14 protein-coding genes and 1 tRNA gene are annotated in these 13,009 nt (G+C 64.6%); 8 read left to right on the top strand and 7 right to left on the bottom strand.

The features are described 5' to 3' along the window. Positions 1 to 139 precede the first annotated feature (139 nt). Together VFB18_RS08725 and VFB18_RS08720 are read left to right on the top strand one after the other, a co-directional pair. Positions 140 to 1,054 carry a hydrogen peroxide-inducible genes activator gene (locus VFB18_RS08725; protein ID WP_324973693.1) on the top strand — a complete coding sequence of 305 codons (915 nt, stop codon included), beginning with the start codon at positions 140 to 142 and terminating at the stop codon, positions 1,052 to 1,054. Positions 1,055 to 1,154: 100 nt separating this feature from the next. Continuing rightward, positions 1,155 to 2,720: a sodium:solute symporter family transporter gene (locus VFB18_RS08720; RefSeq protein ID WP_324973690.1), complete on the top strand. Its 1,566-nt coding sequence runs from the start codon at positions 1,155 to 1,157 to the stop codon at positions 2,718 to 2,720. 79 nt (positions 2,721 to 2,799) lie between these two features. On the opposite strand, the gene VFB18_RS08715 is transcribed toward VFB18_RS08720, so the two are convergent. Next, positions 2,800 to 3,465, bottom strand: a complete 666-nt coding sequence (locus tag VFB18_RS08715) for a hypothetical protein (RefSeq protein WP_324973687.1) — start codon at positions 3,463 to 3,465, stop codon at positions 2,800 to 2,802. Between the two features lie 84 nt (positions 3,466 to 3,549). Beyond that, positions 3,550 to 5,145, bottom strand: coding sequence for a S10 family peptidase (locus tag VFB18_RS08710; RefSeq protein WP_324973684.1), 1,596 nt, complete (start codon positions 5,143 to 5,145; stop codon positions 3,550 to 3,552). A 139-nt stretch (positions 5,146 to 5,284) separates the two neighbouring features. Between VFB18_RS08710 and VFB18_RS08705 the strand changes: the two genes are divergently transcribed. Further along, complete coding sequence (locus VFB18_RS08705) at positions 5,285 to 5,575, top strand: hypothetical protein (protein WP_324973681.1); 291 nt, start codon at positions 5,285 to 5,287, stop codon at positions 5,573 to 5,575. A gap of 8 nt (positions 5,576 to 5,583) precedes the next feature. Here VFB18_RS08705 and VFB18_RS08700 read toward each other — a convergent pair whose 3' ends face one another. Then, entirely contained in the window at positions 5,584 to 5,895 is a 312-nt protein-coding gene (locus VFB18_RS08700; protein WP_324973680.1) for a hypothetical protein, read from the bottom strand. Between the two features lie 459 nt (positions 5,896 to 6,354). Here VFB18_RS08700 and VFB18_RS08695 point away from each other — a divergent pair, with 459 nt between their 5' ends. From VFB18_RS08695 to VFB18_RS08685, 3 genes are all read left to right on the top strand, one after another. Continuing rightward, the gene (locus VFB18_RS08695; RefSeq protein WP_324973677.1) at positions 6,355 to 8,307 is read left to right on the top strand and encodes a hypothetical protein; all 1,953 of its coding nucleotides are present in this window, start codon (positions 6,355 to 6,357) and stop codon (positions 8,305 to 8,307) included. A 614-nt stretch (positions 8,308 to 8,921) separates the two neighbouring features. Then, positions 8,922 to 9,128 (top strand): hypothetical protein, encoded by a 207-nt coding sequence (locus VFB18_RS08690; protein ID WP_324973674.1) that lies wholly within the window; start codon positions 8,922 to 8,924, stop codon positions 9,126 to 9,128. 148 nt (positions 9,129 to 9,276) lie between these two features. Beyond that, positions 9,277 to 9,465 (top strand): hypothetical protein, encoded by a 189-nt coding sequence (locus VFB18_RS08685; protein WP_324973671.1) that lies wholly within the window; start codon positions 9,277 to 9,279, stop codon positions 9,463 to 9,465. 53 nt (positions 9,466 to 9,518) lie between these two features. Here the strand turns inward: VFB18_RS08685 and VFB18_RS08680 are convergent. From VFB18_RS08680 to VFB18_RS08665, 4 genes are all read right to left on the bottom strand, one after another. Further along, positions 9,519 to 9,593, bottom strand: a tRNA-Thr gene (locus VFB18_RS08680). Between the two features lie 117 nt (positions 9,594 to 9,710). Further along, positions 9,711 to 10,766, bottom strand: a complete 1,056-nt coding sequence (locus tag VFB18_RS08675; RefSeq protein ID WP_324973668.1) for a hypothetical protein — start codon at positions 10,764 to 10,766, stop codon at positions 9,711 to 9,713. A 120-nt stretch (positions 10,767 to 10,886) separates the two neighbouring features. Next, on the bottom strand, positions 10,887 to 11,309 hold the full coding sequence (locus tag VFB18_RS08670; RefSeq protein ID WP_324973664.1) for a hypothetical protein: 423 nt from the start codon (positions 11,307 to 11,309) through the stop codon (positions 10,887 to 10,889). An 11-nt stretch (positions 11,310 to 11,320) separates the two neighbouring features. After that, complete coding sequence (locus VFB18_RS08665) at positions 11,321 to 11,566, bottom strand: DUF883 C-terminal domain-containing protein (RefSeq protein ID WP_324973662.1); 246 nt, start codon at positions 11,564 to 11,566, stop codon at positions 11,321 to 11,323. A gap of 330 nt (positions 11,567 to 11,896) precedes the next feature. Here VFB18_RS08665 and VFB18_RS08660 point away from each other — a divergent pair, with 330 nt between their 5' ends. Together VFB18_RS08660 and VFB18_RS08655 are read left to right on the top strand one after the other, a co-directional pair. Beyond that, a complete protein-coding gene (locus VFB18_RS08660) occupies positions 11,897 to 12,115 on the top strand; it encodes a hypothetical protein (protein WP_324973659.1) in 219 nt (72 codons plus the stop codon). An 81-nt stretch (positions 12,116 to 12,196) separates the two neighbouring features. Beyond that, complete coding sequence (locus VFB18_RS08655) at positions 12,197 to 12,604, top strand: hypothetical protein (protein WP_324973656.1); 408 nt, start codon at positions 12,197 to 12,199, stop codon at positions 12,602 to 12,604. Positions 12,605 to 13,009: the final 405 nt, after the last annotated feature.

Raw genomic sequence — 13,009 nt, 5'->3', positions numbered from 1 at the left:
GGCCAAGCTTGGCCGGTCGGGCCGGCGTTTTGCGAACCCGGATTTTCGGCCGACCGGCTCTGCAGCTTCACCATGATTGCCGCCCGTGATAATTTCAAATCGTATTTCCTTATAGGAAGGATAAGGGCATCTTATCGTCATGGTCTCGCTCAGGCAGCTGCGTTATCTCGAATCGCTGGCCGAAACCCGTCATTTCGGTCACGCGGCCGAGGCCTGTGCCGTGAGCCAGCCCGCGCTCAGCATGCAGATCAGGGAGCTTGAGGATGAGCTGCATTTGAGCCTGGTCGAGCGGCGCAAGTCCGGGATCGAGCTGACCGATCAGGGCGAGGAGGTCGTGCGCCGGGCCCGCACCATCCTCGCCTCGGTGCGCGACCTCATCGACTATGCCAAGCAACAGGAGGGCGTGCTGTCGGGCACGCTCAAGCTCGGCGCCATTCCCTCGATCGCGCCGTATTTGCTGCCGGCGGCGCTGCCCGAACTCAACCGGCGCTTTCCCAGTCTTTCCCTTCAGCTCCGCGAGACCATGACCGCCAATCTCGTGCGCGAGCTCTTGACGGGGGGGCTCGATGTCATTCTCGTGGCGCTGCCGATCGAAGACCCCGAGGTCGAGACGCTTTATTTGTTCGACGACCCGTTCATCCTCGCGACGAAGGCGTCGGCGCGCAACAAGCGGCTGTGCTTTGCGGGTCCCGACATGCTGAGCAAAGAGCGGCTCCTGCTGCTCGAGGAGGGGCATTGCCTGCGCGATCAGGCACTCTCCTATTGCCATATGCTGACGCCGGAAGCGCGCGAAAGCTTCGGGGCCTCGAGCCTCGCCACCATCGTGCAAATGGTCGCCAACGGGTACGGCATCACGCTTCTGCCGGAGATGGCCATTGCAAACGAGGTGCATCATCGCCGCGATATTCGCCTGTTGCGATTCCGCGCGCCTCAGCCTAAACGCGAGATCGGGCTTGCGTGGCGCAAGACATCGCCACGCAAGGGCGATTTCGAGCAGCTTGCGGCCTTGCTGCGCGATGTCGCGCCGCGGCCAGGAAAACAGACGCACAAATAATGCGTTATTGATGCGCGGGGTGGCTACCGCGTCGTGATGCAAAGAAGCGCGCTCAAGAGCGCGGTGAAGAAGGAGTGGGGAGACGCTGACCATTCAAATCATGGTGCTTGCGGCGCTGCTCGTCTATGCCGTCCTTGGCGCCGTCGCACTCAAGCGGCCGATCTCGGATTTTTATGCCGGCGGCCATGCAGTCCCCGCAGCCTTTAACGGCATGGCGATCGCCGCAGGCCTTCTGGCCGTGCTCGCTTACCCGGCGCTTGCCGGCGCGGTAACGCGGGACGGCCAGGGCGCGCTCCTCGTTCTTGCCGGCGGGGTAGGGGGGCTGCTTGTCATAGCCTTTCTGATTGCGCCTTACCTCTGCCGCTTCGGCGGCTACACGCTCGCCGATTTTCTCGGCGAACGGTACGGGATCGCCGGACTGCGGCCTCTGTCCGTGGCGGTCGTGTTGCTCTGTTCGTTCCCGGCGCTTGCCGCGGTCAGTCTTTGTCTCGCGCTCATCGTCATGCGCTTTTTCGCCCTTGACCTGCCGGCGAGCCTCGGCGCAGCGACGGCGATGCTGCTGCTCTGCACCGTCCTCGGCGGGATGCGCTCTGCTTCGCGGACCGCCGTTGCCCAATACGCTGTGCTGCTTGCCGGTACGGCCGTGGCGCTCGGCATCTTGTTCTGGCAACAGGGAGCGGGTGGGACGCGGCTCGAGGCCCGCGCGCTGATCGATGCGGTCTCTGCTCTGGGCCTCGATCATTTCCTGGCGCCCGATCGCGTGAACAGGGGGGCGGCCGTGTTCTGCCTCGCGGCCGGGATCGCGGCGCTGCCTCATGTCGTAATGCGGTCGTTCACCGCGCGATCGGCAGCCGAGGCGCGGAGTTCGTTCCTCTTTGCCGTGCCGCTGTTACTGGTGCTGTTTGTCGCCGCACCCGCCTATGTGCCGCTCTTCTCCGTAGACCCCATCCCGGCGGGAGACGGGCCGACAATCGCGCTGCTCGGGCTTGTCGCGACGACGGCGATCGCCGCTTTGCTTGCGCTCGGGAGCGGGCTCCTCCTCGCCATGGCCAATGCCATCTCCTACGATCTCTATTTCAAGTCTTGGGACGTCACCGCTCCCGCCGACAGGAGGATTCTCGTCGCCCGCGCCGCGATTCTCCTCGTCGCTGGTCTTGCAGCCGTCGCGGCGTTCTTTCTGCCGCGCACGATGATTGTCGCTGCAGGATATTCGTTATCGCTCGCCGCGAGCGGCTTGCTGCCTGCGCTCTTGCTCGGGCTGTGGTGGAAGCGCGCCAACGGCCAGGGCGCGCTCGCCGGAATGATCGCGGGACTCGTCGTGTGTCTCTATTATTTGATCGTGCCCCGCTATTTTCCCTACGCCTTCTACGAGACCTCGCGCTTCCTATCGAGCGCCTCGGAGCAGCAGGACGCGGCCTATTACGCGCTCCAGCGCATCTATTATCTTTCCGATCCCGAGAACCGGCCTGCCGTCGCCCTGCTATGGGAGATGAACGTGCGAGCGATCGCCAATTGGTGGGGCATCAAACCGATGTTCGCGGCCGTGTTCGGCGTCCCCGTTGGCTTTGTCGTGGCGGTCGCAACGAGCCTTTTGACCCCGGCGCCATCGGAGGACGTCAAGAGCTTCGTCGCGGATTTGCGCAAACCCGAGCCGGCCGCCGCCTAGCGGTTCTCGGCGTCGACCTTCTCGGTCAGCCAGACCTTGATCGAGGACTGATCGACAAGGAGGCACCGAGGGCAGGGTCCTATTGAGCAGGGGGATTTACGGCCGACTGGGCTTCGGGCTGCGATTGTGCGGGCGGGGTGGCCGCCGACTGCTGCGTTTCAGGCCGCTGAACCGCTTGATCGGTAAGCAGGCGGAAGGAGTCGCGGAAACGTTCGGCGTCGTCGCCTGTTGCAAAGCCCTTGGGGCCGGCGGCAACGAGCATGTAAATGCGGTCGCCGGCGGGGACGACGTCGACGAGGTGGCTGAGCTTGCCCTTGGCGGTGTTGCCGTCAGCGATCGCTTCGAAGCCCGCATGGTCGGCAATGGTCGCCTCGGCTCTCTTGCGCAGCCGCGCGTCGCTTCCCTTGGCGTAGGCGTTGACGAGCTTCACGTAGAAGTCGTTGGTGATCGGGTTCGGGGCCTTGCCCGGAGCGTACTCGAACACCACCACCGAATAGACGATGTCCTCGCCGACATTCACCTGGAAATCATATTGCAGCAGGGGGTTCTGCCCCTCGACAGGCGTACTCGTCGTCTTGGGCGGTCCTGGAAAGGCGACGGCGAAGCCGCGCTCAGGCGCTTGGAACTCGATCCACTGCGGCTCGGCCGCAGGCGCGGGCGGTGATTCAGGCTGGTCCTCGGCGGCCCCGGGCGAGAATGCGGCCACGAGGAGGAGCGAAGCCAGGGTCATGCTTCTGATCGACATCGCGGGATCCCTTCGTCGATGGCCGGTGCGATTCGTCATCTTAGCCCATCGCTGAGGAGCGTTCATCCTGCCGTCACGCAGCCGTCAACCCTGGGGCTGGGACTTCAGCACCCGCTCATACATGGCCTCGGCGTCCTGCTTCAGGGCGCGCCGCGAATCCGGGCGGAGATAGAGCATGTGACCGCCGGCATAGTTCTCGACCTCGATCGGGGTTGCGCCTTGGAGCGGCGGGAGCTGGCCCACGAGATAAGAGGCCGAAAGATAGGGGGTGATCAGGTCCGTGTAGCCCGCGGCGATGAGCACGCCGAGCGAGCGGTTGGCGGCGCGGGCGTCCTGAATGTCGTCGATCACCCCGGCGTAGCCCTGATGGGTAGGGCTCGTGCCGAAATCCCATTTCGAGCGCACGTCGCGATTGAGCAGCTGATAGGTCGCGTCGGTCTTATAGCCGAGCTCGTCTTGCGCGTATTGCAGGAAGGCCGAAGTCCACAGCGGCACGGTTGCGTCGAGCACGGGGTCGGGACCGTGCGGCCATGAGCTCGCAGGGTTGGGATCGGGTCCGCCGACGCTTCCGTCGTAGCGGCTCAGCACTTGGCCGTGGGCGCGGTCGAACTCCTTGATGAACGTCTGTGGCTCGATGCGGGCAAGATGCCGCTCGACGACCTCCTGCGGAAGCCCGCTCAAGGCGGCGACCTTGCCGCTGGCAAGCTTGCCGCCGTCCTCGCCGCCCGAAGCGAGCGCCACGAGATAGTCCGACAGGGCGTAGCGCTCGGCATCCTTGAGCGCGGGCCCAAGCGCCTCGCGCCCGGTGATGCCTTTGCTCTCGACATTGACCGCGGCATAGGACGGCAGGAGAAGCGCCCAGGTCAGCGGGTCGTAATCCTCGCCGTTCAGCAGCGCGAATTCGAGCGCGGGCGAGATGAGAACGAGCCCGCTCGGCGATGCGCCGCCCTTCTTCTGCAGGTCGCGGGTGATGGTCGCGGCGCGGAAGCCGCCATAGCTCTCGCCGGCAAGGAACAGGGGCGAGGACAGCCGTGCGTTGTCGATGAGATAGCTGCGGATGAAATCGGCGAGGTATTCGGTATCGTGCTCGACGCCGAAGAAATCACGCTCGTCTTTGCCTTGGGCGGCGCGGCTGTAGCCGGTGCCGACGGGATCGACGAAGACGAGGTCGGTGAAATCGAGCCAGCTCGAGTCGTTGTCGCTCAGGCGGGACGGAGGACCGACCACTTCGCCCTTGTCGGTGACCTCGATCGCCTTCGGGCCCATGGCGCCGAGATGGAGATAGGCGGACGAAGCGCCGGGTCCGCCGTTGAACACGAAGGTGACGGGGCGTTTGGTGTCGAGCGGCTCCTTGACGTAGGCAACGTAGAAAATCGAGGCGATAGTCTTGCCCTGATCGTCGCGCAGAAGGAGCGTTCCTGCGGTCGCCGAATAAGGCAGGGGCGCGCCCGACAGCGTTATCGCGTGATGTGTGACGGAGGTTGGAGGCAGAAGATCGGGCGCAGCACTTTGCTCGGGCTTGGCGTCGGGCTGCTCGGCGTGCGGCGCACTTGGCGCGCTCGCCTCGGTGGCGGGGGCGTGGCCGACATTCTCGGCGGGGGCCGGGGCAAGGAAGGCGAGGATCAGGAGACATGCGCCGAGGCCGAGGGCGCAGGCGATGCTGCGGTAAGCCTTTGTCACTTAGCTTTGCTCCTTTGGGCGGGGAGAAGGCCGGGGGGTTGCCTTGCAAGACTTAGGCAGCGGAGTTGGCGGTCTCAAGGCGACCGAGCATTAAGCTTCGACCATCTAGGCGCCATGATTGTGCGGGACTTACGGCAATATGTTTAGGACTGTTGTCGCCATCGCGCTCACTGTCTTCCTGCTCGGCGCCTCGGGTTGCGCCGACCGCGAGCAGGTCCGCGCCAAGCAAATGGCGGCGGAGGCCGATGCAGCGAGCGCTGACGATGCCGCCTGCAAGCCCAAGGGCGCGCCGGGGACGAAGCCATACGAGGAGTGCAGGCAACAACTCGCGCAGGCGCGGGCCGAGAAGAGCGCTATCGAATATCAGAGGCGGCGCGACTTCGATCGCACGCTCGGCGCCGGCACCTCGGATTCGGGCGGAAGCTACTAGGAGCTTCGTCAGACGTCGGTATCGCCCGGGAAGGTGCCGTCGGGATGCGGGCACTTCACCCGCTTCACGTACCAGCCCGGATGCTCGGCCTCCCAGCGCGGCGTTTCCGCCATGCTCGCGCGCGAGCAGACGTAAGGGTCGGCGAAATTGGGCGTCGGCGCGCCGGTGCCGAAATCGTCGGGGTCGTGCATCTGGATGATCTCGTTCCGGCAAGTCGCTTCGTCGAGCTTGATGCCATCAAGGGGGTTGCCGTTGACGTCGAGCGGCCCTTGATTGGCGAGCGCTTGGCACACCACGAACATGAGAGCGGTTGGGGTCATGCGGAGCACCGGAGACAGAAGGTTCAGCTTGGCTACAATCGGGCCTCATTGGTCCGAGCGCAATAGATTTCAAGGATTCGCTCGGGCAGCGGCCGATCCGGCGGCAAGGGCTGCACCGGGGGATTTGCCGCTTTAGACAGGCCCAACCCACATAGATAAAGTGATATGCGAAAGGCGGTTCGGCCCGCTAATGTAGGGTCTTGAGCGGGAGAATAGGCGGCCGCAGGGCGGACAGGCTTCGGTTATTGTCCGGCTCGCCGCCTCGAAAGGCGCATGAGCGCCCGAAGGGCAGTTGAGGGACATTCAGCGGCCTTCTCGCGATCGACCTTCGGCGCTGCCCGGAGGAGTGGTGTCGCGTACGTTCGGTGTCCTTGGAGTTGGCGTCTTGACGGGTCTTGTGAGACATGAGGCTCGCCACGAGTCCAAGCGGTAGCGGAGCATCGCTGCATGGTTAGCCCAATGCGTGAAAAGCGCACGTGGCCGCCCAAGGAGAAGGATGCCGACTCGTCCGAGTCGGCGGCCTTCGAAGCGACCGTTGCCGTCGTCAAGGAGACGGTCGTCAGGTCGGGCGAAGTCCTCGTCTCGGCCAAGGAGGATTTGACCGACCATAAGCGCTGGCTCGAGGCCCAGCGCGCGGCCGTGCTTGCCGATCGCGCGCGGCATGAGCGGTGGTTGCAAAAGCAGAAGGAAAAGCAGGAGGCGCTCGAGAGGCGCGAGCGCGCCAGGCGCAGGCGCCAGCTGATGCGCGAGAACGCGATGCGTGCGGTCGAGGACGCGGCGTTCGCGGTGCTCGATTTCCTAATCTCGCTCTTGTGGCGCTGCGTGTGGAAGGTCAGGGCCTGGCTCGGCGCCTTGCGCGACGCGCTGCTGCGCGGCTCAGGGTGGATCGGCGCGCGGTTCCGCGACCTCGGCTTGTATCTTGCGCGGCTTGCCGGCTCAGCCGCCTCGGCGGTCGCCGGCAAGGCAAGCGCGGCGGGAGGCGCCGCCGGTCGGCGGCTGTCGGCGGCGGGATCGTCCATCGCCGCGAAATCCGGTGAGATCGCCCGCTCAGCAGGCGCCGCAGTCGGCGCGGCAGGCTCGGCGGTGGCCGCGAGGTCCGGCGAGCTTGTCCGCTCGACCGGAAGCGCGTTGTCATCGGCACGGTCGTCGGTCGTGACCGGATCCGCCGAGATGATAGAGGCGGCCGGCTTTCATTCGGCCTTGCCGAAGTCCCCGATCGAGGAGGGCCCAGATGGCGGCGCACAGGCCGCGTCAGAAGGGGCGGGCCCGCCCGAGGGCGCCGAGGTCATTTCCTTCGAGACGAAGGCGCGCATTTCCCCTGTTGCGCAGCAGGACGAGATTGCTCCTGTGCCGGCGCATCCCGAATCCTCTGAACGCGCCGAAGGACTTGCCGTGCCGCCGCCGGTTGCAGCTTTCGTCGCGCGTCTGGCCCCGGCCGTTGCGATCGTTGGGACCGCCGTCCGCGCAAGTGTCGAACGGCTCGCGCGCCTGATCCTTTCCATCTCGACCCGGGCTGCTCCGCTCGCCAAAGCGGCATCCGAGAAAGTGTCGGGGGCGGCAGGCGCGGTCTCCGCCAGAATGCATGCGTCGGCGCCGCACCTTCACCATGCGATGGGAAGAGCCGCCGGGCGGGCTCAGCGTTATGTCGGGGCGGCATCTCGCCGTGCCGGGGCGCTTATCGCCAAAATCAAGCCCTCTCCGAGCGGGGCCGAAAACGAAGTATCCTCAGACGCGCAAGTCTCGCTGGCCGGGGTACGGGTTAGGGGTTACGACCTTAGTCAAATGCTGATCGTCTCTGGCGTCGTGTTGCTCGTTTGCGGCGGTCTCCTCCTTGGGAGCGGGCTCCTGCTCCGCGCGGGTGGAGGCATCGGCAACGTGGCCTCCTCGGTGGCATCTCTTGTCGAGAAACCGCCGTCGCCCCATGCCGTCGTGTGGTTCTTCGAGGAGCCCGAGTTGCCGATCGTCGAGCGCTCGGTGTTCACCGCCGAATTGACCCCGCAGGGCGTCCGCCTGACCGGGCTTACCATCAAGGCCGAGAACAATTCAGACGATGCGCTTTCGGGTCTCGAGGGCGTGGTCAAGCCGGACGCGAAGCTGGGCGAGCTCAAGCTCACGGTGAAAGTCGACATGGTGCCGGCCGACGGTGCGCATGGCGCCGAGGCGGCCGATGTGCCGGGGAACGGCAGCGTACCGGCGCATGCCTTTTTCAGCCTTGTGGTTCCCTTTCCGCCCGAGGCGCACGGGGAGGAGCCGGGTATCGCGCTCGACGACTTCATCGCCGCTTATGGCGGGTTGATGCTCAAGCTCCGCTACGAGGCCGCTGGCACGCAGAAATCGCTCATTCACTATCTCTCGCCGGAGATGTTGAAGGCGCAGCTCACCGAGATCCAACACGAAGCCAAGGGCTCCTGACCGCGCCTCGTGAGGATCAGAAGCAGTTGACCGAAGTCAGAGCGCCGCAGCCCCTGATGCTCAGGCAGGCCTTGAACTGATTGCAGCAACGCGTGGTGCAGCCGGCCGTATCGGCGGTGGGGTCGAGGGCGGTTGCCGTGCACACGCTGCTGCATGATTGAAAGTCGTCATTGCAGACGCGAACGCTCTGGCTCCCGGTGCCGCAAAGGTTGGGGGTCGGGGCAAGGGACTGCGCAGGCGGAATCGGGTTGGTGGTCTGCGCGAGCGCCGCCGGTTGGAGCGACAACACCAAAAAGAGAACCGGCAAGACCCGTCCCATCATCCCTCGACCCGTATCAACACAACCCGTCTCAAGCCTATCACGACAATCGGCCGAGCCCTAGCGTCGCGATGCCAAGTCCGCATCGGCACGGGAGGTAAACGAAAAGCCCGGTGAGATGGGACCGGGCTTTTCTGGGTGAGCGAACCACCGGCGGCGGCGAGGGGAAGGAAGCGGACGCCGATGGCCAAAAGACTCCGTTAACGCCCATCCTCGCGCAATGTTCCTCGGGCTGCGACCTTCCGATCAACCGGGCGTCAAGCGACGGTCATGAGAGCGGGTTAGATGCCCGGCCATGAACGAGCTTCGAATCATGCCCGAGCTTGACCGTCTCGACCGTGAATTGCTCGAACGGGCGCTCGATGCGCTCGTCGCATCGATCGGTCGCCCGTTGGACGATGGCGAACTTGCCGGTTTCACGGCGAGGCTGCGCGCGCTGATCCATGAGACCGATGAGCTCGACGCCTACGCCCTGCGCGACCTCGCTTTGCTCGCCGCTTGAAGACGTTTAGGCGCCGTCCCAAGGTTTGCGATTGATTGTGACAATCGTGTCGCATAGCTAGCGTCTGGCAATAGGAAGGACCGCAACGCAACGGGAGAGTGTCTCGCCGGAGACATCCTGCGGCGTAACGGACGAGCGAGTGGACGCAATGGCGAAGGGCAAGAAATCGAAGACCGCGATCTACCATCCGCCGAAGTCCGGCATGCCATATCTTGTGGTAACGGTTTCGCCCGAAGGGGTAACGGCCGTCGCGGTCGAGTCGAAGGAGGAGGCCCGCATTCTCGCCTCCAAAAAGACCATGAGAGTAGAGATCGAGGACTCCTCACCCAAGGCTTGAGATCCGAACGCTGAAAGCCACGCGGCGCGACGGCGTCGCTTGTCGGAGAAGCGTGGTGCCGGGTGAGGGGATTGAACCCCCGACCTTCGGTTTACAAAACCGCTGCTCTACCGCTGAGCTAACCCGGCTCCGGTCCCCTAGAACTCGCCCCATCCTTGTTAGGCGGCAAGGCGCCTCACTCTTAGCCTGCTTGCGCGCAATTTTCCACCGTGGGCGAGGACCAAAGCGCGAGCTTGGGCATCGCGTCAGAACGTCGAGAAGCGCCAGGTCACGTCGCCGAACACGCCAAAGCGCTGGCTCGAAAAGTCGTCCAGCTCGACCTTGGTGTTGAAGTGCACGAATTCGCTGTTGCCGTGGGTCGCGTCGGCGAACCAATAGCGGACGCCGGCGCCGAGCTCCCAGTTGGGCGTGAGATCGTAGCGGACTTCCCCTTCGAGCTGATAGCCCCAACCTGTACCGCGGTCCACGGCGTTGGGCGGGTTGCCGAGGTCGTTGCGAAGATAGTGGCTGTCCTCGTTCCACACATAGGCGACCGGAAGCGCCGCAGCGTCGGCAATCAGGCTGAGGCGATCCCAAAATCTCATTCTCAGCTCGGCACCGAGGCGGAGCGAGGCCCAGTTCGCTTGATTGCGGATGACCTTGGTGGAAAAGGGAACCTCGATAAAGCCTGGCGGACCGCAGAAGGCACCCCCGACGTCATCGGGATTGCAGCGCGCGCCATGGGCAATCGCGGTCTCCTGCCAATAATTGAACCCCGCGAAGGGACCGAAAATTACCTTCGACGGACCGTCCAGAAGGTGGAAGTCGTATCCGAGATCGATGGTCGTGTAGGCGAGGCTGTCGCCTTCGATTCGGCTGAACGTATCCGAGAACTTGATTTGCCCGGCAAAGAAGTCCTCGTCGTCGAGACTGCCGCCGTCGAGCCAGCCCCCGCCCGCAAAGCCTTTGGCGAAGATGTTGCCGCCGTTGGTGGCCCGGAAGAAGAGCTCGGCGGTGTTGCCTTGCATGTTGTCGTAGGTCAGCTTCGAGGTGGGGTCGCCGAGAGTCGGATTTAACATTTGCGAGGTGATGCTGAAGCTCGTCTTGCCCTCGCTCCACCAATAGCGCGCGCCAATCTCCCAGTTGGGCTCGGTCGTCGGGGGAAGGGGGATGGCGTAGGGCGCGGGCAACTCCACGGTTGCCGGGATGCCCCCCGGGGGGATCGGAATGGTGTAGGTGCGCGGCGCCTCCGCTGCCTGCGCCCGTGCACTGCTTGCAAGGCACATTGCGGCAAACGCCGCGAGAGTGAACGTTCTCAGCATCGGCGCGCGCCAGCTCCCTTCGCCCCGTTGGCAGCGGCGAGCATGCAAGGCGCATGGTTAAGACCGAATTAAGAGACGTCCCGAATTGAGACGAGAGATGTCCCTGGCGGTCCGGCAAGCCTAGCGGCGGCGGCTTGCCAGGATCCCGGCCACGAAGGCGATGGCGAGCATGGTGACGGGGCCGACCTGCTGCATGGCCCGGTTGAGGCTCTGGTCGATCATGCTGATCCCTTCGCCGGCGGCAGCCCCCATGCTCGGCAGCTCGCGCTTCGGCTTGGGTGCGAACAGGGGAAGGGTGGCAAGCACGAGCATCGCCACGAGGAAGAGCCCGCCGGCGAGGATCGCCGCCGCTTCGGCCGGGGTGAAGCCGTAACGCCCGAGCAGGAGCTGATAGAGGGCGAACAGGGCGAACAACGCCGCGATTATGAGGATCACGAGCGCGATGGCGATTACGGCCGCTTGGCGGACGGATCGCTCAATCGATTCCCTGATGCGCAGTCCGACTTGGAGGGACGAGAGCAGCGCAAGCGCCGAGCGGAGCATCGAGGCTTCGCCTAGCGACGGGTGAACACACCGAACAGGAAACCGAGTCCGACGGCGATGGCGACGGCCGACAGCGGGTTGCGCCTGATTGCCTCCTCGGCCTCGTTGGCGGCGTCGAGCGCCTTATCCTGCGCGCGGTTGATCTGCTTGTTGGCGATGCGGCTGACCGTCGAGGTCAGGTTTTGCAAGTCGGCGCGGATCGCCTCGATCTGGTGGGCGAGTTCTTGCGCTTCGGGGCTCGGGGTCTGGGGGGGCATGGGGGTTCCTTCCTGGGAAGCGTTTTGGGGGCCGTAAGGCATTCAATGGAGCAACTCTGTTTTGACGCGCTTCGTTCCGGCCGAAACGGGGCGGCCGACCATCTCATGGTTTGTGCGCAGCGGCTGTCAAGGGTTCCTCGCGGTTCGAAACCGAGCATAGCCGCGAAAAGTTGAGGGAGCCTTGCGCCGGGCGCACCGGCCTTCTACTCTTCGGCCAACGGGTGTTGCTCAGAGGGGGCGGGCATGCAGGATCGTCGCGGCTTCGGGCTAGCGCTTTTCGCCTTAAGTCTCCTAGCGTTAGGCGCAAGACCGGGGGCGGCGCTGCCGAGCATGGCTGGGGCAACGAGGGGGGAGGCGAACGGCATCGTCCTCTCGGTGCATTTCCGCAAGGTCTACAGCTTCTACTGCTATCCGAAAAACTACTGGTGGTTCTACCGGCCCTACACCACCGCCCCGATGGGCTATGCGCGCTGCATGCCCTATTTCCATTATCTCGACGAGGCTTACCCGGCACCGCGCAACCTCAGGCAAGGGCAGCCGATCAAGTAGCGCGCTCCCGCGTCCCACACGGCCGAGGCGACAGGTTTGGGCCAAAGAGGATTTGCACACCTAACGTGAGGAGCGCCGGCAATGCTCAAGCGGACAGGTTGGCTGATCGCGGTCGTTGTTTTGCTTGGACTTTCCGGGTTCGTTGCGGGCATTGACGCAGGACGGGCGCTACCGGCCGCCCAAGGCGAGCGCGGCGCGACGATCGGGGCTTACGGGAATCTCGTTCTCCTTGCCAAAGCCAAGTGCAACCCCGGCTTTTGCTACGGCTGCGAGAAACAAAAAGTCTGCGTAGTGTGGAAGCACAACGACACGTGCACCGACCACGACACCTCGAATTTCGCGTGTTGCAAATTCTGGGTTTTGACCAACACCGGGCAATGCTCGTGCAAAGCGAGCTATTGCCCGAACGGCGGCTGCGAGTGCAGGGGCCACAAGTCGTGCACCAGCCGGGCGTGCTGCGACACGTTCGGCGGCCTCTGGGTCTGCTGACGAGGCCTAGGAAGCCTCGAATTCAACCGGCATTAACCTTGCCGATACTCCGCGACAGTTAGGGTTAAGACGCCTTCCCCTGGCGCCCCGAAGCCAGGAGGGGGGTCTTGCACCTAGTCCGGAGTCGCAAAGATGAAAGCCCTCATGTGTCTCGCCGCCGCGCTGGCCATTGCGGCCGCCCTCAGTCTCACCCCCACCGATCGCGCCAACGCCGGGGGATGCCTCTCTTGGCGCCCCTGCGCGCCGGCCGTTCTCGTTCCCGCTCCCAATCCCATTCCGCTCAGGAAGATAAAGGTCCGGCGCGCGCCGTGCGTGGTCGGTTGCGCTCCGGTTGCCGTCGCTCCGGCGCCGGTGCCGTGCGCGGCTCCGTGCGGGGCGTCTTTTTACTATATGCCGACGCGCTTC

It is taken from the genome of Methyloceanibacter sp. (assembly GCF_035650995.1).
Taxonomy (GTDB): Bacteria; Pseudomonadota; Alphaproteobacteria; order Rhizobiales; family Methyloligellaceae; genus Methyloceanibacter.
Note: the sequence above shows the minus strand (reverse complement) of the source record. Positions and strands in the feature narration are given on the sequence as shown.

Excerpts from the sequence above, each read along its gene's own strand:
- VFB18_RS08725 (WP_324973693.1), top strand. The coding sequence starts at position 140 with ATGGTCTCGCTCAGGCAGCTGCGTTATCTCGAATCGCTGGCCGAAACC.
- VFB18_RS08720 (WP_324973690.1), top strand. The coding sequence starts at position 1,155 with ATGGTGCTTGCGGCGCTGCTCGTCTATGCCGTCCTTGGCGCCGTCGCA.
- VFB18_RS08715 (WP_324973687.1), bottom strand. The coding sequence starts at position 3,465 with ATGTCGATCAGAAGCATGACCCTGGCTTCGCTCCTCCTCGTGGCCGCA.
- VFB18_RS08705 (WP_324973681.1), top strand. The coding sequence starts at position 5,285 with ATGTTTAGGACTGTTGTCGCCATCGCGCTCACTGTCTTCCTGCTCGGC.
- VFB18_RS08700 (WP_324973680.1), bottom strand. The coding sequence starts at position 5,895 with ATGACCCCAACCGCTCTCATGTTCGTGGTGTGCCAAGCGCTCGCCAAT.
- VFB18_RS08695 (WP_324973677.1), top strand. The coding sequence starts at position 6,355 with ATGCGTGAAAAGCGCACGTGGCCGCCCAAGGAGAAGGATGCCGACTCG.
- VFB18_RS08690 (WP_324973674.1), top strand. The coding sequence starts at position 8,922 with ATGAACGAGCTTCGAATCATGCCCGAGCTTGACCGTCTCGACCGTGAA.
- VFB18_RS08685 (WP_324973671.1), top strand. The coding sequence starts at position 9,277 with ATGGCGAAGGGCAAGAAATCGAAGACCGCGATCTACCATCCGCCGAAG.
- VFB18_RS08675 (WP_324973668.1), bottom strand. The coding sequence starts at position 10,766 with ATGCTGAGAACGTTCACTCTCGCGGCGTTTGCCGCAATGTGCCTTGCA.
- VFB18_RS08670 (WP_324973664.1), bottom strand. The coding sequence starts at position 11,309 with ATGCTCCGCTCGGCGCTTGCGCTGCTCTCGTCCCTCCAAGTCGGACTG.
- VFB18_RS08665 (WP_324973662.1), bottom strand. The coding sequence starts at position 11,566 with ATGCCCCCCCAGACCCCGAGCCCCGAAGCGCAAGAACTCGCCCACCAG.
- VFB18_RS08660 (WP_324973659.1), top strand. The coding sequence starts at position 11,897 with ATGGCTGGGGCAACGAGGGGGGAGGCGAACGGCATCGTCCTCTCGGTG.
- VFB18_RS08655 (WP_324973656.1), top strand. The coding sequence starts at position 12,197 with ATGCTCAAGCGGACAGGTTGGCTGATCGCGGTCGTTGTTTTGCTTGGA.